The sequence below is a fragment of the Brevibacillus sp. MER 51 genome (assembly GCF_023714195.1).
In the GTDB taxonomy this organism is placed as follows: domain Bacteria; phylum Bacillota; class Bacilli; order Brevibacillales; family Brevibacillaceae; genus Brevibacillus.
This window is the reverse complement of record NZ_JAMAUS010000010.1, coordinates 95,329-112,162: the sequence shown is the minus strand read 5'-3', so window position 1 is coordinate 112,162 and position 16,834 is coordinate 95,329. Positions and strand designations below refer to the sequence as shown.

Annotated in this window: 15 protein-coding genes; 5 read left to right on the top strand and 10 right to left on the bottom strand. The window is 46.1% G+C overall.

The annotated features are described in order from the left end of the window. Positions 1-55: 55 nt before the first annotated feature. From M3630_RS20875 to M3630_RS20855, 6 genes are all read right to left on the bottom strand, one after another. Positions 56-2,023, bottom strand: a complete 1,968-nt coding sequence (locus M3630_RS20875; RefSeq protein ID WP_251253360.1) for a M6 family metalloprotease domain-containing protein — start codon at positions 2,021-2,023, stop codon at positions 56-58. Between the two features lie 355 nt (positions 2,024-2,378). Further along, entirely contained in the window at positions 2,379-2,504 is a 126-nt protein-coding gene (locus tag M3630_RS30990) for a hypothetical protein (RefSeq protein WP_285861628.1), read from the bottom strand. A gap of 190 nt (positions 2,505-2,694) precedes the next feature. Beyond that, positions 2,695-4,383 carry a YcdB/YcdC domain-containing protein gene (locus M3630_RS20870; protein ID WP_251253359.1) on the bottom strand — a complete coding sequence of 563 codons (1,689 nt, stop codon included), beginning with the start codon at positions 4,381-4,383 and terminating at the stop codon, positions 2,695-2,697. Next, positions 4,370-4,918: an RNA polymerase sigma factor gene (locus tag M3630_RS20865; protein WP_251253358.1), complete on the bottom strand. Its 549-nt coding sequence runs from the start codon at positions 4,916-4,918 to the stop codon at positions 4,370-4,372. The genes M3630_RS20870 and M3630_RS20865 overlap by 14 nt, the downstream gene beginning before the upstream one ends. Positions 4,919-5,002: 84 nt before the next feature. Further along, entirely contained in the window at positions 5,003-6,526 is a 1,524-nt protein-coding gene (locus M3630_RS20860) for a YcdB/YcdC domain-containing protein (RefSeq protein WP_251253357.1), read from the bottom strand. 108 nt (positions 6,527-6,634) lie between these two features. Beyond that, positions 6,635-7,015, bottom strand: a complete 381-nt coding sequence (locus M3630_RS20855) for a winged helix-turn-helix transcriptional regulator (protein ID WP_173611127.1) — start codon at positions 7,013-7,015, stop codon at positions 6,635-6,637. Positions 7,016-7,190: 175 nt separating this feature from the next. Here M3630_RS20855 and M3630_RS20850 point away from each other — a divergent pair, with 175 nt between their 5' ends. Further along, the gene (locus M3630_RS20850; RefSeq protein WP_251253356.1) at positions 7,191-7,853 is read left to right on the top strand and encodes an NAD(P)H-dependent oxidoreductase; all 663 of its coding nucleotides are present in this window, start codon (positions 7,191-7,193) and stop codon (positions 7,851-7,853) included. Positions 7,854-7,970: 117 nt separating this feature from the next. Here the strand turns inward: M3630_RS20850 and M3630_RS20845 are convergent, their stop codons facing one another. Beyond that, entirely contained in the window at positions 7,971-9,170 is a 1,200-nt protein-coding gene (locus tag M3630_RS20845) for a hypothetical protein (RefSeq protein WP_173611125.1), read from the bottom strand. 175 nt (positions 9,171-9,345) lie between these two features. Between M3630_RS20845 and M3630_RS20840 the strand changes: the two genes are divergently transcribed. Further along, on the top strand, positions 9,346-10,662 hold the full coding sequence (locus tag M3630_RS20840) for an MBL fold metallo-hydrolase (RefSeq protein ID WP_251253355.1): 1,317 nt from the start codon (positions 9,346-9,348) through the stop codon (positions 10,660-10,662). A 200-nt stretch (positions 10,663-10,862) separates the two neighbouring features. Then, complete coding sequence (locus tag M3630_RS20835; protein ID WP_173611123.1) at positions 10,863-11,513, top strand: hypothetical protein; 651 nt, start codon at positions 10,863-10,865, stop codon at positions 11,511-11,513. A gap of 55 nt (positions 11,514-11,568) precedes the next feature. Here M3630_RS20835 and M3630_RS20830 read toward each other — a convergent pair whose 3' ends face one another. Further along, complete coding sequence (locus tag M3630_RS20830; protein ID WP_251253354.1) at positions 11,569-12,336, bottom strand: hypothetical protein; 768 nt, start codon at positions 12,334-12,336, stop codon at positions 11,569-11,571. Between the two features lie 176 nt (positions 12,337-12,512). On the opposite strand from M3630_RS20830, the gene M3630_RS20825 reads away from it, so the two are divergent. Further along, positions 12,513-13,370 carry an SDR family NAD(P)-dependent oxidoreductase gene (locus M3630_RS20825; RefSeq protein ID WP_251253353.1) on the top strand — a complete coding sequence of 286 codons (858 nt, stop codon included), beginning with the start codon at positions 12,513-12,515 and terminating at the stop codon, positions 13,368-13,370. Positions 13,371-13,407: 37 nt separating this feature from the next. Here the strand turns inward: M3630_RS20825 and M3630_RS20820 are convergent, their stop codons facing one another. Further along, positions 13,408-13,917, bottom strand: coding sequence for a DUF2165 family protein (locus tag M3630_RS20820; protein ID WP_251253352.1), 510 nt, complete (start codon positions 13,915-13,917; stop codon positions 13,408-13,410). 277 nt (positions 13,918-14,194) lie between these two features. Here M3630_RS20820 and pdxR point away from each other — a divergent pair, with 277 nt between their 5' ends. Further along, complete coding sequence (gene pdxR / locus M3630_RS20815) at positions 14,195-15,658, top strand: MocR-like pyridoxine biosynthesis transcription factor PdxR (protein ID WP_251253351.1); 1,464 nt, start codon at positions 14,195-14,197, stop codon at positions 15,656-15,658. A gap of 208 nt (positions 15,659-15,866) precedes the next feature. Here the strand turns inward: pdxR and M3630_RS20810 are convergent, their stop codons facing one another. Further along, positions 15,867-16,823, bottom strand: a complete 957-nt coding sequence (locus tag M3630_RS20810; protein ID WP_251253350.1) for a carbon-nitrogen hydrolase family protein — start codon at positions 16,821-16,823, stop codon at positions 15,867-15,869. Positions 16,824-16,834 lie beyond the last annotated feature (11 nt).

The following is a 16,834-nucleotide window of genomic DNA, read 5'->3' as shown; positions in this document are numbered from 1 at the left end:
TGATAACCTTTTTGGGTAGCGTATCCCTGATTGCGATAGCTACCCTCACAATACATTATTGCCCAAATACATTGAGTTCAGCAGCACTTGTCCATGGGTTATTGTTTACCTCGCTTAAGGCACGCAGTTTAATGTAGCGACCTGTCTTGGCTGCAAAGCTGACTTCTTTCAACGTGGTATCATTTGCAAAGGTACCTGTGGCTACAGCTGTTCCCCAATTCACTCCATCACTGCTGACGTAGAACTCATAGTTCTTGATCGTTCCGTTCACTTGACCATCTTGTCTGGGCAGGTAACTAAATTTGGAAATGCTATACGTTGCACCCAAGTCAATTTGAATCTCGTGGGGCATTGGAGCTACAGGGCTCCATTTCGTGTGCCAAAACGTGCTGTTGTTTCCATCAAAGGCTTTCGGAGCTTCATTGTACAATTCATCGCTGTCTACGTATTTTAGCGCCCAATTCGTTTTCGGAATCTGACCGGCTTCTCCTGCTGTGACTGCCACATTCATGGCAGAATTACTTGTGCTTGTCGTCGTAATCGTTACTCCCGATTTTTCTCCCGTGTAGGTATTGCTGTTCGGATTGGTGTCTGGACTAAAAGTAGCAGCATGATTATTATTCGTGTAATAGAATGGGTCTTGGTATTCACTCACTGATTGCTCTATGTCAATGAAAGGATGAGGATCATTCGTGCTATTACTCATGGATTCATCAATGTGCCAAACCGCGATGCCTCCAGAAACTGTTTGCAAGCTAGCATCATATCCAACTTTTTCACGATTCTCAACTAAAAAATACGTATTATCCTTTAAAGGAACCTTTAAAACATTATAATTATTCGGGATGGCTTGTAACGTAAAATTGTTTGTGGCATTTACTACAGTTGGTGTTACAAATCCTAATTTTGCTTTTGACCAGGCATCCATATGAGTGGGTGTCGTTCCAGGTTCTTCTCCTTGGAGATTATTCCAGGTTCCATTTGCCATTATACTTAGACCACCCACATGATTATTAGCACCATAGAGATCCGGAAGGCCCAAGGAATGACCCAATTCATGAGCAGTGATACCCATCGTTGCCATATGACCAAATTGCTTTTCACCCTGCGTCGTATACATACCTGATACTGTAACACCATCATGATTGGTGTTGGGAGCATACCACTGATGTGCCCAAATATTTGGCGCTGCACCACCACTAGCCTCTTCATTACCAGCAAGAACAGTTACAATGTAGAAGCTATCTTTAGAGTCGATGACTTGATCATTATTGGTATCAAAACTAGCAAAGTTCACCACAGGATCCGCTTTATCCAGTGCATCTGTTATAACCGTCCTAATGTCTTTTCCCGATGTATCCGGATGAGCGTAATCTAATCTTACTTTCACAACTCCATCATTTTGCGTACCATATATTTCGGATGCTGGGGTGATCTGTGCTTTTCCATTACTCACTTCATTATAGTAATTCTTTATCGACTTTTGATTTGCAGAAAAGAATTTGTTGCTCCAATCGTTATCGATATAGGCGATATCAACATCTGTAAATCCAATTAACAAAACAAGCAATTTTTGGGTTCCTGAAACTGGCGTGATACTTCCGTCAATATTTTTTTCTGGCGATCCCGAAAATTCTTGTTGAAGCTCATTCATGAACTCCTGTTTTTTAGTCGCTTGAGGGTCGTACTCATTTATCCATTCCATCAAATTTTTCTCATTTACCGCTTCTGAAGGCTTTTCGTCAATTTTATATTTTATCCCCGTCGATTGCAGATCATCTGATGTAAGTTCAGCGTAATTCCAATATCCCTCCTGATCTTGTAAAAGTACATCACCATCCTTTGTACTTGCCCAATGGAACCATTCATCCCCATGCATCACGGCTTGAAACGATTCACCAGAGGGTTGCTTCATTTTGACAACTCCATCGTATGCGGGTGCGGCAAAAACATCCGTTTGAAAGTACAAAACACAAATCAAAGAAAAAACAGACGTGAACAGGCCTTTAAAACTTCTTTGCATAAATGTTCCTCCCGATTTAGAAGTTGTTATCCTGTTGGAATGGTTTCCTCTATAGATTCATGAAGATCGCCCCCTTTTTTTAATGGCATGCTGAATATTCCGTCGATAAATGGACCTGATTCATACGTAGAATGAATCGACAGATCATCTATACAGAACTACCAGAATGCCCTTACCTACATTATTGGAAATTTTTGGTAACATGTTAACTTTTTCTATAAATCGAGGATTTTTTTTTATCATTAACTAATAAACGCCCCCGCTCGGGACTTTCACCCTAGAGACGACGCCTATGCTAGGCGCACTAAAAAAGCCGATATTGCTCCGAGAGCAAATCGGCTGTTAGTTATGTCATTTATTGGCGGGACACCTTGACGAGCTCCCCTGACGAAGCATCGATAAAGCTATAGCCATTCTTCCATTTGCGTTGATAGACTAGTTGCGGTTCGGGAGCTCTTTGACCATCATACTGCTCCCACACGTAGACCAGCTCCAGGTCAATTTGTTTGACCTTACCAATGGTAAGACGGAGGGGCAATTTTTCATGTTACATATTATTCCATTTTTTTCATATAATCCATTAGCTCTTGGGTAAATACGGATTGCTATTTTACTTCCCCCGAGCCACAAAAAACCCCGCCCCTCTTGATGAGAAGCGGGATCACCTATGCTTATTTGAATTCCTTTCCTGTTACTGCATCCAGCCTAAAGCCAGAAATCGTGTCCACCGTATAAACCAGAAGCGGCTTTTGTTGCAGCTTCCCATCTGCTATCGGTAGCACATACCCCAATTCAACCGGATGGCTCTGCAAAAATCGCTTGACTGCTTCTTCCCTTGATATGACTGTATCCAATTCCGGGAAGGATTCAGTCGGACTCGTGAAATAGTCCATGAAATTGACGATCTCCCCAGTTTGCCCATCCACATTGACGAGGTATTGCTGATCAGCAACAATCACCCCATTATGAAGGACGTAAAAGGTGAAGCTGTACGCCGTTGCGGAAGGCATCGACATCTGGGTTTCGTCGGTCTTCAACTCCTTCACACGACTGTCCAGATAAGGCTGCAAAAACTGAACGGCTTTTTCCTTGGCCTCCTCATAGCTAAGCTGAGCATTTACTGGATTGTTCTGATGCTGTGTAGATCTGGCCGTCTCTGTACCACGACGCACCTGAAAACCTGTAATTACCCCGTTGTTTGAGTAGACGGTGACTCTGCCTAGCCCTTTCTTGGCCTTGTAGGTCGTCATCTGCTCGCCCTCCATCGTCTTCTTACCACCAGTGAGGATAAATTCGTCCAGATTCACCTGAAACTGTTCCGCCATAGCCTTCGCCACTTCTTCCTCCATTTGCACAGCGACCTTCTTGCCTCCAGGCGTTACCGGGATGGGAGCGGAGTACCGGCTTTTATGCGACGCTTCCCCCCATACCTCTTCTCCTATCACCGCATTCACGTATCCAGTCGTTTGAAGAGAGTACGCCAGCGATGGCTTCCCAGTATGTCTCGCACTCGCAAAATAGGTAAGCTCCATGAGCGACGCCACTTTCTCTGAGAGCTCTTCTTCGGACAATACAGCGTCTGGTTCGGCAAACTCCCCCGCAGATATTTGCAGTGGCGCGGCTTCGAACGTATTGACATACGTCACACCATTACGATTGACGCCAACGACATATCGGTCTGAGAAAATGGGCAGCCCATTTGCATAGCGCGTATAGGTCACCGCATCCCAATCATTGCCGCTGGTCTGACTCGCTTGGTATTGCTTGAATTCGTCTCCCAACAGCGCTTGTAAAAAGGCAGCAGATACTTGCTTCGCTTGCTCTTCTGTAGGCGAAGGGGCTCCTTCATTCATCGTTTTCTCATTTTCGTAACGGCTCATTTTCCCCGTGACTGCTACCATCTCTACAGATACGTACCGCTGTTCCCTTCCTTGCTCCTTTTGATAGAAGACAATCTCATAGATTCCATCTTCTTTTCCGATGACTTTGGGTTCCATCGTCTTTAGTTCCGGAACGAGATTGAACAGCTTTTCCAATGTTAGCTTCGCGGCAGGGGATACTTCCGCCAGCTTCAACTGCTGACCCTTCAACACGAGTGGAGCTTCTGTCTGCGTCGTCATGATGGATTCCGGATTGGTAATCAGCCGGGGAAAAATCGGCGCCAGCAAAAAGACTGCAAACAGTACGGCTGCGGATAATCCCAGTCGAATTGCCGTGCGTCGCGTTTTGCTTCTGCTTCGATGCTGTTGATCGACCTCGACCAGCTTTCTTTCTAATGTGTGCAAAAACTCGCTCCGGGGGACTGCATCCGGTCTGTTCCGAAATTCCTGTAACACTTCTTCATCGCTAGGAAATTTCATGCACACCAGCCCCCTTTTCATAAATGTGTAACGCCGTTTCTTTTACCATCTTCATCGCGCGGTGAAAGTCTACTTTGACCTTCGCCTCTGTGCAGCCGAGAATTTCCGCTGTTTCTTTCACCGTATACTCTCTGATTCCCCGCAATACGATGACGTTTCGGTACTTGGGCTTCAGTTGCAGCAGCGCTTTTTCAAAATGAGTACGTTCCTCTTTATCCTGCAGCTCCTTTTCCGGCAAACCCTCCGAGCTGGGCAACAGCTTTAGCAAGGTCCCGGCAAAAATCGTTTGCAGCCGTTTCTTTCTGTATTCATCGATAGCAACATGTTTGGCAATATGCAAAATCCAAGTGCGCATACTCGAGCGCTCCTCAAATCTGTGCAAGGATTTAATGACACGTACAAACACTTCTTGGGTCAAATCCTCTGCGGCTTCCCGACTTCCGATAAAATGATAGAGATACTGATAGACTTCTTTGGAATACATCCTGTATATCCCTGATATGTCTTGCAGACCTCGATCTTCTCGAGCATCCAAGGCTGCTTCCTCCTCTTCTCGCGACAGGACATGTCTACATGATGGAATCCCGCCCCTCATGGTGGGAAGCGGGATCGAATACAATTATTTGAATGACTTTCCTGTTACAGCATCAAGCAAGAAGTAAGAAACCGTGTCGATGGAATAAACCAAACTTGGCTTTGTTAGCACCTTCTCATTCTGAACAGGGAACATGTACCCGAGCACAGCAGGACGGTCTTTCAAAAAGTGCTTGGCGGCTGCTTCTTTGGAAATGGCGGTCTTTTTGTCCGGGAACGGAGCAGATGGCTTCGTAAAGGAGTTCATGTAATTCACGATTTCCCCAGTCTGTCCGTCTACGTTGACGAGGTAATTCTGGTCTGTAACAATCACGCCGTCATGCAGCGCGTAGAAGCTGAAGCTGTATGACGTTGCAGATGGCATCCTGATCTCTTTTTGATCGATCTTCAGCTCTTTCACACTAGAGTCGAGGTACGGCTGTAAAAACTGCACCGCTTTTTCCTTGGCTTGCTCGTACGAAAGCTGGGCATTTGCCGGTTTGTTGCCATGCTGTATGGCATTGGCCATCTCGACTTTCCCGCGGACCTGGAAGCCGGTCACTTCGTTGTTGTTCGTATAGACTGTGATTCTGCCATCTCTTCCCTTGGACCTGTAAATCGTTTCCCCTTCCCCTTTCATTTCCGCCGGGGTATGCGTATCCGTCTCTAACGTGATTCCATCCATCTGGATTTGAAATTCTTCTGTCAGCACTCTCATAGCTTCATTGGCATTACTGGCTGTGAGCTTTTTGCCGCCTGGCTTGACAGCAATGACATCCGAGTAACGGCTTTTAAGGGAAAAGGCACTCTCGATTTCTTCTCCTGTCACAGCATCCAAGTATCCGGTCGACTCTAGCGAGTATTTCAAAGCCGGCTTTCCGGTCTCCTTTTTATGCGCGGAATACGTGAGCTCCATGAGCGAAGCTACTTTCCCCGTCACTTCTTCTTTGGACATTACCTTTCCTGGCTTGGCAAACAAGGAAGAGGCTGCTCGGAGCGGGGCGCCTTCAAACGTGTTGACGTACATGACACTCGAACCGTTGACGCCAACGACATAACGATCGGTGAAAACAGGTATACCATGCTCATGGCGCGTGTAGGTAACAGCATCCCATTCACCTTTTGTTGTCTGAGTGGCTTTGTACTTTTTGAAATCATCTCCCAAGAGCTTTTGCAAAAATGCCGCAGATTTTTGTTTGGCCACCGCTTCCGATGGCTGATTGTTTTGCTTCTGCATTTCCTGTTCGTTTTCGTAGCTATGCAAGGCACCAGTCGTTGCATCCAAGCCCACCATGGCATACAGCTCCATCTTGTCTGGGGCTATTCTTTTGCCAAAGCGCAGCTCGTACACACCGTTTTTCGGCCCGTTCATCTTTTTGTCCATATTTTTTAATTCTAGCTGGATGGCGTAGAGCGTCTGGAGTGTTTTTTCTGCTGCTGGTGAGAGCTTCACCTGCCCTTGATTGTCCGCAGCTTGTACGGTCATCTTCGGGTGTTGCAGCCATAACGGAGTTGTCGCCAACAGGCTTGCCATTAATAACGTGCTTGCCAATTTCTTTGTATGTTTCACAGTTGTTCCCTCCCAAGGAATTTTGTGTTTGTTTTTTGTCCTATGTAATAGTCGGAAAAACCACCGGGAGGTTACAAAATAAAAAACCACCCTTTCAGGTGGCGATTTTCATGACCCGTGAGCAGTAGATAGAGACTCATCTGGTGCCTCTGTATGAAAATGTTCTCCCCATTCTCGCAAATACTCAATGACAGGTCCCAAGCCTTGCCCTAGCTCAGTCAATTCGTACTCTACTTTTGGCGGAACGACCGGATACACTTCACGCTTGACGATCCCTGCTTCCTCCAACTCTCGCAATTGCTCTGCCAGCATTTTATGATTCACACCAATTATATTTTTCTTTAACTCTCCGTACCTTTTTTTCCCTTTGAACAGCTGACAAATGATTGATACCTTCCATCTTCCCGCAAAAACCGAGACGGCAAGCTCGATCGGGCAAGGATATTCCTTGCCATTTAATAGGTACCTCATCGCTGGTTTCTTCTTCATCCCACTCACTTCCCTTTTCGTAAGTATTAACCGAAAAAGTGCGTACTTACTTTTCCTTAGTGTATTCGGTATGCTCAGTTTTGTAAAACACTTTTAAGGGAGAGACCTCATCGAGGAAAATCCCCCATTTTCTATCAACGGTTTCATAAACTTATGCGAAAGAAGGAATGACATCATGCGTAAAGATCAAATTATAGAAGCTTATCAATTCAGACATGCCTGCAAGGAGTTTGATGCAGCTAAAAAAATTACGGCTGAAGACTTTGACTTTATTATGGAGACAGCTCGCCTGTCGCCCAGCTCCTTTGGTTTTGAACCATGGAACTTCCTCGTGCTGCAAGATCCGACTCTTAGAGAGAAGCTGTTACCGGTAACATGGGGTGCGCAAAAGCAACTGCCGACCGCAAGCCATTTCGTCATCGTACTGGCGCGGACCAAACAAGAAATGGCCGCGGATTCCGAATATATCCAGCATATGATGAAAGACACGCAGGACTTGCCGGAAAACGTCGTACAACAAAAAGGCGCTGCTTACGATCACTTCCTGAAAAACGATTTCGCCCTGTTTGAAGACGAGCGAGTCATGTTCGAATGGGCATCCAGACAGACCTACATCGCGCTTGGCAATATGATGACGTCTGCTGCGATGATCGGCATTGATTCCTGCCCTATTGAAGGCTTTGCAAAAGAAAAGGTCGAGGATATCCTTGCGGCGGAGGGGCTCCTCGACAGAGAGCGCTTCGGCGTCGCTTGCATGGTGGCTTTTGGCTATCGGAAAAATGAACCTCGTGCGAAAACCCGACAAGCGAAAGAAGAGATTATTCGTTTTATCGGTTAAAATTCAGGATTGGTTACACGTAAAAAGCATTCGTATTCCGAATGCTTTTTGGCGTTCATCTTGACAAAAAAAGTAGTCGCCCGCAAAAGCAAGCGACTCTCTTCCCTACCGATTTCCTTACTTATCCGTATACTGAAAACCTACGATGCGCCCTGCTTCATCCACGGAGATCGTGATTCCCTTACCTGTGGCTGGACGGAACGTCACGTCTGCTGTCACAAAGCTATAGTCATAGTCTTCAAAACTGACACCGCCACCGCCCCGCTGCACCTTTGCCTCTACTTTATACTGGCTTGCTTGATCGCCCACCAGCTGTTTCAGGAAAGCGGCTGCTTTCTCTTTTGCCACCTTCTCGGCAGGGAGCTTTTTCGAAACCCAATCTGGATTTTGGATCATGACTTTGCCCAATTCGTTTGTACGGGCATCCATGATAACGTAAGCTTCTGCGCGAGGGGTCGGACTGTACACTCGTTTTTGTGCTTCAAGCATTTTCAAGAGTTGCCAGTTACCTTCGATGCCGTAATCATCATAATCGGAAAACTGTGCCGTGTCCGGGAAAAGCTTCGTCACCTCGGCTACTCCCTTTTCCACCTCAGGGGAAAACTTGCTCTGCTCCACACCTGCTGGAATGCTCACTTCGAATGTTTTCTCATCAAAAACGGGTTGGAAATCCACCTTGTCTACGGTGTACGAAAATGCTTGTGCTTGATTGTGAGAGAAGGTGCGTTTGAGAAGCAGCCCTGTTTCTTTGTCGATCCACAGGTCATCCTGGTAATGATGAGGCTTGCCAATGATTTTCGCCTCTTCTTTTTTCGCGACGTGATACACAGCTCGATTCAACAGTTGTGCTTCCTTCACAGTGATCGCTACCTTCGAATCTGGCAGCGCCACTTTCAATCGACTTAGCTCTCGCTTCGTCCTGTTGATTTCATTATCGTATGTGCCAATCGTTGCGGAGTGGATAAATCCTCTGCCGCCTTCTTGATACGCTGCCACCTGTCCCGCCTTCCCTACGGCATGCTGAACCCTTTTCCCATCTGAGATTTCCTCTCTCCATTCTCCTTTGATCGTGTTATCCCATGTTTTTGCCTTTTGGGTCTGGGTGCCCTGCTTCACTTTCGATGTGTGCGTGGATTCGATGTACATGGAGACAGGCTGTTTTTTATCCATTTCTTTGACGAGCTGATCAAAAGTGATCGCTTGTGCTTTATTAGCAGCGGCTACCATGTTGGTTTGTGCCTGTGCGATCCCGAATGGGGATACTGCTGAGAGAAGGAGTGCTACCATGCTAACGGTAACAAGTGCTTGCTTTTTCATGTCAGTTCATCCTTTCGACTCGTTGATTGCTGTTCACTTGTTACGATCCTCCTCATGCACAGCTTGTGACACATCCCCCAGAAAAAATATATTTTTCAAATTCCTGTAACGTTTTCCTCCCCGGCAGGATCATCCCTTTTAGCAAATCGCTAGTATACATAGGGAGACAAACCACATGAAATTTCAAATGATCAACCACGCTTCGTTTCTATGGGAACACGATTCCATCAAATTATTGACCGATCCTTGGTTTACGGGAACTGCCTTTGATAACGGCTGGGGCTTATTAGCCAAAACCCGCTTCACATCTGAGGATTTTGCCGAGATTACGCATATATGGTTTTCTCATGAGCATCCAGATCATTTTCATCCACAGAGCCTGCGAACCATACCCGAGGAGTATCGCAAGCGAATTACGATCCTCTACCAGCAGTCAACCGATAAAAAAGTGATCGATTGGTGCCGTGCCTTTGGCTTTCAGCAAGTCATTGAGCTCTCCCCGGACAAATGGTACTCCTTGTCCGACGATATCTCTGTTTTATGTCGGCCGTTTCCTGTCGGCGATTCCTGGCTGTGCATCAAGACAGCTGATATGACAATCCTGAACCTGAACGATTGCGAGGTCAGCACCACACAAGAAGCCAAGGATATCCTGAACCGTGTTGGTGACATCGATCTAGTATGGACGCAATTCTCGTATGCGGGATGGGCTGGGAACAAGGAAGACTTCCTGCTCCGCAAAAAACGTGCTATGGAAAAGCTCGCCCGGGTGAAAAAACAGGTGGAAGTCCTTCAACCTCTCTACGTGATTCCCTTCGCCAGCTTCGCCTGGTTTTGTCACGACGAAAACTATTACATGAATGATGCGATCAATAAAGTAGACAGTGTGTACCGCCTATTGCGGGAGGAAACGGATGCCGAACCAATTATTTTGTACCCCGGGGATACGTGGACGCCACATGAAGCGCATGATCCTGCGAAGTCGCTCGCCCTCTACGCACGCGACTATGAGAAGATGGCTTCCTCTCCTACTCTTCTTTCTTCGGTTAAAATCGAATGGGACATGCTACTCGAGGCAGGCTTGGACTTCAAGGAACAGATTCGAAAAAATAATCATTCGCTGTTTCTCTCTATCGTTAGGCCCGTTACCTTTTATTTGTCAGACTATCAAAAGACATTTCGCTTTTCCCTAGCAGATGGGTTGATCGAATCCCCATGCGATCCACTCGATTGTGATGTGGAGCTGTCATCTGAGGCTCTACATTATTGCTTCACCCATTTGTGGGGATGGAGTACGCTACGCATCAATGGCAGACTGCAAGCGCCAAAAGGTCGGAATGCCCGTTTCAAGCGCTTTGTCATGCTCGGTCATGTTGCACAGCTAAACAATTTCGGAATTTATATGGGGTGGAACGGGGCATTTTTGCGTTTTGCGTTAAATTATTTGAGAGAGAAGGTTCGCAACCGTTATATTACGACAAAAAATATATGAAAATAGGTAATTTTACTCATTTTACTACAGTTTAAATAGGTGTATTTTATCCTAGTTCCCTTGGGTATGTAAGAGAGGGTGGTATTATTCGAATATTCGCAATCAACCTCCCGTATTCCCAATATTATACACCTCATGATAGAATCGGAAAGGAAATTCCGCACATTTCCAATTATGTATAAAAAGGTGGATCAATTCAGATGAAAAAACTAGTATCCGTAGCTTTGCTGCTCTCCATGTTGGCTGTGTCTGCTTGTTCGAACAAACCAGCTGATACAAAGCCAGCTGAGCAAAATGCAGCACAAACCACAGAAGCTGCTAAAACAACTGAAGCTCCAAAAACAGATTCTGCTACACCAGCTCCAACTGCAACAACAAACGACAAGCTGGAAGCAAAAAAGGTTCTGAATGACAAAGTGGAAATCTTGATTCCAAAAGGCTTTACTGTCATGTCCGAAGAGATGGCAAAAACAAAATACCCGATGGAAAATCGTCCTACCCTGATTTATACCGATGAAAAAGGTTCCATTAACATTGCGTTTAGTCATACAGAAACTCCTATTCAGGAGGACAGCCTCATCAAAGACCTGAAGGACCCGATGAAACAAGCGTTTTCCAATATGTACAAAGATGCGACCTGGTATCGCGATGAAGTAATCCAAATCAACGGGAAAAACGTTGGTGTGTTCGAACTGCTGACTCCTGCTGCTGATACGAAAATTTACAACCTCATTTTCTTTACAGAGCTCGACGGCAAAATGCTGATGACCACTTTCAATTGCACCGAGGCACAAATGGAAGAGTGGAAGCCACTCGCACAAGAAATTTTGATGTCTTATAAAGTGCAATAAGGAAACAACGATTCCCTCTCATACAGAGTAAAAGCACCCGCCAATGGGTGCTTTTTTAGCTTTTCCTGTTTGCTCCATCCAACTCCTTTTTCCAACGAAGCAAAGCCTCCCGATAAGAATACGGATTGGGAAACTGCAATGCTTGCTCAATAGATTGAAAAGCTTGAGCATGCATCCCTGCTTTTCTTTGCGCGTCTCCCAAGTAGTACCAATACTTCGCCAAATCGCTCTCTTCGAGGACAGACTCATAGTAGGCAACCATCTTCTGAAAATAATAGGGATAGACATCGTCTGCGATTACCAGATTTCCTGCGTCCCACCTATACACCTCTACTTGAAACGCTTTTCCGCTATCATGTAGCCACAGCGCAAGCTCTGCGTAGCCATCCATTCCATTAACCCCCGGCATGTCCTCCACCTCTACCCTGCTTGTTCGTGTCTCTTGATGGAGCATGTGCATAAATCCATTCGCTGACCACTGCAAAATGTCTATATTTGACCATACCCCGCCTATCTGCCACCCAATCAATAAGCTATTCATGTGGGCGTTGACAATCGGAGCAGCCACTAATTCGGAAACCGTATAGCCTTGTCCTTTGAAATTGCCGATTGGGTGCCAGCGATCCTCATCCTGCTTGGCGACCATGACGTACATTTCGCCCTTGTTGCGATAAACACAGGCAATCTCCTGATGATTATCTCCATCGAGATCAGCGACGATAACCGCTGGTTGATCGTGCGGCTTTGGCATGACCACTAGTTCTGACGTAGGAGGGATCAAGCTGTTTATGGCGCTCCAATGCTGCGTTCCGATTCGCTTCATATTGGTCTCACCCATCTTTCAAGTCTCAACAAAAATATATGCTCCTTTTTTCACAACATGCTCGCAGTATCCTTGATAGCACTTGTACGAAAATTTAATAGACATTATTACTAAATGTCCACTATAATCAAAACATCATTTCAATACGTTTGCATTCCCTTTGAAGGAGGCCTATCATGAATCAGTTTGAAAATAAAGTAGCGGTCATTACCGGAGCGGCCAGCGGTATCGGTCGTGCATTGGCAATGCGCTGTGCTGACGAGCAGATGAAGGTTGTTCTTGCCGATGTGGAAGTAGCAGCACTCCAAAGAGTGGAGCAGGAGTTAAAGACAGCAGGAGCAACTGTCCTCGCCGTTGTAACGGACGTTAGCAAAGAAACAGATATCCAGACGCTCGCACAAAAAACGCTAGACTCGTTTGGTTCTGTCCATCTATTGTTCAACAATGCAGGGGTTGGTGGAGGCTCGACAATCTGGCAAAGCACCCTCGCTGATTGGCAATGGGTCATGAATGTGAACTTGTGGGGGGCCATTCACGCTACAAAAATTTTCGTTCCCACGATGTTAAAACAAGGGACTGAATGCCACATCGTGAACACCGCCTCTCTCGCTGGCCTTGATACTGGACCTGGGAATAGAATTTATCGTGTAAGCAAGCATGCGTTAGTCTGTCTGTCGGAAACCCTCTATCACGAATTGAAAATGATCCAATCCAAAATCGGTGTTTCCGTTTTATGCCCCGGCTTTGTTCAGACACAAATATGTGACGCTTATCGCAATCGGCCAGCCGAGTACAGCAAGCCAGGAGATATCGTAGAGCCTTCACCAATGACTACCGCCATCGACCAGTTCATTCGTTCAGGTGTCGAGCAAGGAATTTCTCCAAAAGAGGTAGCTGACCACACCTTCCTGGCGATCAAGAGCAATCGCTTTTATATTCTGCCGGATCCCTCTTATAAAGAAACGGTGCGCCAGCGAATGGAAGATATTTTGAACCAGCATAACCCGACATTCGTGATTCCCTCGCATATTTAACAAAAAGCCACGCTCTCAAAGGAACGTGGCTCTTGTATTAGCTATCTGTTAATTCTCGATCTCGTAAGGAAACCAAAATAACGAATCCAATCATCACCTCTGTTATGTTAAACGCTACCTGCTGACCATTCCATACTTGTGATTGCCACATGGCGAACCACTCTGCACCCACAATGGCAAATCCGAAAAACCAGATGCAAAAGGCAACCATGTAAGCGATGTACGCGAATGTTTTCGAGTTATTGAACGTTTTCGCATCCTTCTTTACATTACGTAGCATATTTCCTGCGGCGATCCAACCAAAAAGTGAGAACAACCCTTCCGCAATGATGATTCCGATATACGCTATGGTGTGAGCAGTAGGATCAGTAATTGCTCGCCACATAAGTGCGTTCCCCTCAAACGTGGTATCCATGGACAGAACATGTTGGACAAATTGATAATTGGAATGATAGTCCATAAGATTCCCCAAGAAAATGGACGTCCCGAATGCTGCGGATAATGCTACCACCAAAACCTTCAAATACCGTAACGTCAAATTACTCAATGATGTTCACGCCTCTTTTCCCCACTTCTTTCATAATCCGCCATGATAGAGTAACGTGTACACGATCACCCCCTCTCTCTTTGCAAGAAAAATCTATCTATTTTTATCACGAGTATTCATCTCCACTAGATGGCAACCTACTTATACTTATTCAGAAATGGAACCATCCCATTCATGATTTTTTTACCCATCCATGTTCAACAGTTTGGAACGGTTTTGTCACATGTATTTTTCTTAACAATGTTATGATGAAATGGATTCCCCCATATAACAAACAATGAATATGTGCAAGGTTGTGATTATCATTTGGAAGCCTGATCGGTCGAGCAGTCAAACTTTATACCACCAAATAGCCGATGAGATTGAACGCAGAATTTCATATGGAGAGTTCCCCCCTGGGAGCCTGCTCCCTTCTGAGAGAAAACTGGCTGAGCAATTAGGAGTAAACCGAAGCACTGTTATTCTGGCGTACGAGGAACTTCGGGCATTAGGCATCATTGAGAGCAGAACAGGAAGCGGTACTCGTGTGTGTAAAAATAAATGGGAGGCAACTCCGAAGCATACACCGAATTGGCATCGATATGTAGAAGGTGGTCAATTCCTCCCGAATTTGTCTTATCTGCGTCGGATCAGAGAAGCCTTGCAAAAAGACAGCAGCCTCATCGATTTTGCGAGTGGAGAATTGTCTTCCCAGCTCTCACCAGGCAAGGAGATCAGTACCCAGATGAAGGAAAACCCCTTCACCGAATATTTGGGTTACGACAATCCGCAAGGCTTTACGCCATTGCGTGAAGAGCTGGTCTCGTATTTGTCACGATACCGCAATGTGCAGACAACGGACTCTTCCATTCTGATCACGTCGGGTTCTCAACAATCTTTGTATTTGATCACCCAGTGTCTGCTTGCACCCGGCGATGCAGTTGCCATCGAAGATCCCTCTTATTGTTATTCGTTGCCTATGTTTCAATCTGCTGGTCTTCGTCTGTTCCGCCTTCCCGTCAGCACTAACGGAATGAACCCAGAAGATATTCGCGTTTTGTATAAAAAGCATCGGATCAAGATGATCTTTATCAATCCTACTTTTCAAAACCCTACAGGGGTTTGTCTTGATCCCGCACGACGCGCGCAGCTGTTGGATGTAGCAAGCGAGCTCGGTCTTCCGATTGTAGAGGACGATCCTTTCAGTCTCACTTCCTATGACGGCAAGCCTCCACTGCCACTCAAATCATTGGATCAGCTTGGCTCCGTTCTCTACATCGGTTCCTTTTCCAAAATTGCTGCATCCGGCTTACGAGTCGGTTGGATGGTGGCCCCTCATTCCGTTGTCGAGCGTTTGGCAGATGCCCGCCAGCAGATGGATTTTGGCCTGAGCGTGGTGCCACAAAAAATCGCGGCCCAGTTTTTGCATTCTGATAACTTCCTGCCGCATTTAGAGCGGTTACGTATGCATTTACAGTACAGAAGAGATTTGATTGTGGAGGCATTGCAAAAAGAATTGCCCAATGAGCTTTCATTCACCATTCCCCAAGGCGGATTACACTTGTGGTGTAAAATTAACCTGGATGTGAACGACAACCAATTATTTGAAGAAGCCCTTCGCAGGGGCGTGGTTTTTGTGCCGGGGAGTGTGTATGGTTCAGACTCCGGCTACATTCGCTTTACCTTTGCGCGACCAAAAGAAGAGGAAATTACGCTTGGTGTCGCTAAATTTGCGGATGCCTTGAAGGCTGTTTTGTCATAAAGATGGTTGTCCACGAACGATTGTCGTCGGGGGTTACATTCGGCTAATTATTAAATAGCTGCGTAGGTAGAAGCGCATTCCCCCTTTCGAGGCGTAGGCCGAAGCGTAGACTGGAAATGCGCTTCTTCCCCCACCACAGCAACTTATAAAAGACGACCTCCACGGCTTTTATCAAGCAATGGAGGTCGTCTGCATTTTACCAAAGGACTTACTTCATCCATTTCACATTCTCTTTTTTCTCTTCATTTACCAACAATGTAAAAACATCCGGTCGCGAGTAATGTCCAACGACATCAAAATCGAATTGGCTATAAGCGATATCGCGCATGTCCAGATCAGCGTAGAGAATCTCCTCCCGACCAAAAACAGGCTCGACGATATAGTCACCCAATGGCCCTACAATCGCACTTCCACCTCTGCTCATCTCTTCTGGTGAAGAGACCAGATCGTCGTAGCAGGCCAAATCAGTCGGATACATATCTTTTGTTACGTACTGATTGCTCGATAAAACAAAGCATCTGCCCTCCAATGCGATATGCCGGATGGTAGCTTGCCACGCATCCCTCGCGTCTGCTGTAGGTGCGATGTAGATTTGAACGCCTTTTGCATACATCGCTGCTCGCGCTAACGGCATATAATTTTCCCAACAAATCAGGGCCCCGATCTTACCGTAAGGAGTATCAAATACCGGCAAAGTACTTCCGTCCCCTTCGCCCCAAATCAACCGTTCGGATGCAGTCGGCTTCAGCTTGCGATGCACGCCGAGCAACTCACCATCTGGTCCGAAAAATAAGACGGAACAATATAAGGTGCCGCCGCTATTTTCATTGTCTTTCTCGATCACACCAATGACGAGATACACGCCAGCCTTGCGCGCTGCCTCCCCGAGCCTGTCTGTCTCTTCACTCGGGACGACAATCGAATTGTCCCAATAACGAAACCAGTCTTTACGCCCCTCAGCGGAACGACTGCCTACTTTTGCTCCAAAAGCAAGGCCTCTCGGATACGCAGGGATAAAAGCTTCGGGAAAAACGACGATTTTCGCTCCTTTTTCGCCTGCTTCCAATGTCAGTGAAACTGCCTTCTCCGTACTTCCCTCACGATCCATTATGACCGAAGCAGCTTGAACAACGGCTACTCGTACGTTATGTTGCTGGATTGACATGTTACATCCCT

Excerpts from the sequence above, each read along its gene's own strand:
- M3630_RS20810 (WP_251253350.1), bottom strand. The coding sequence starts at position 16,823 with ATGTCAATCCAGCAACATAACGTACGAGTAGCCGTTGTTCAAGCTGCT.
- M3630_RS20850 (WP_251253356.1), top strand. The coding sequence starts at position 7,191 with ATGCGTAAAGATCAAATTATAGAAGCTTATCAATTCAGACATGCCTGC.
- M3630_RS20840 (WP_251253355.1), top strand. The coding sequence starts at position 9,346 with ATGAAATTTCAAATGATCAACCACGCTTCGTTTCTATGGGAACACGAT.
- M3630_RS20825 (WP_251253353.1), top strand. The coding sequence starts at position 12,513 with ATGAATCAGTTTGAAAATAAAGTAGCGGTCATTACCGGAGCGGCCAGC.
- pdxR (WP_251253351.1), top strand. The coding sequence starts at position 14,195 with ATGAATATGTGCAAGGTTGTGATTATCATTTGGAAGCCTGATCGGTCG.
- M3630_RS20855 (WP_173611127.1), bottom strand. The coding sequence starts at position 7,015 with ATGAAGAAGAAACCAGCGATGAGGTACCTATTAAATGGCAAGGAATAT.
- M3630_RS20830 (WP_251253354.1), bottom strand. The coding sequence starts at position 12,336 with ATGAAGCGAATCGGAACGCAGCATTGGAGCGCCATAAACAGCTTGATC.
- M3630_RS20875 (WP_251253360.1), bottom strand. The coding sequence starts at position 2,023 with ATGCAAAGAAGTTTTAAAGGCCTGTTCACGTCTGTTTTTTCTTTGATT.
- M3630_RS20870 (WP_251253359.1), bottom strand. The coding sequence starts at position 4,383 with ATGAAATTTCCTAGCGATGAAGAAGTGTTACAGGAATTTCGGAACAGA.
- M3630_RS20835 (WP_173611123.1), top strand. The coding sequence starts at position 10,863 with ATGAAAAAACTAGTATCCGTAGCTTTGCTGCTCTCCATGTTGGCTGTG.
- M3630_RS20845 (WP_173611125.1), bottom strand. The coding sequence starts at position 9,170 with ATGAAAAAGCAAGCACTTGTTACCGTTAGCATGGTAGCACTCCTTCTC.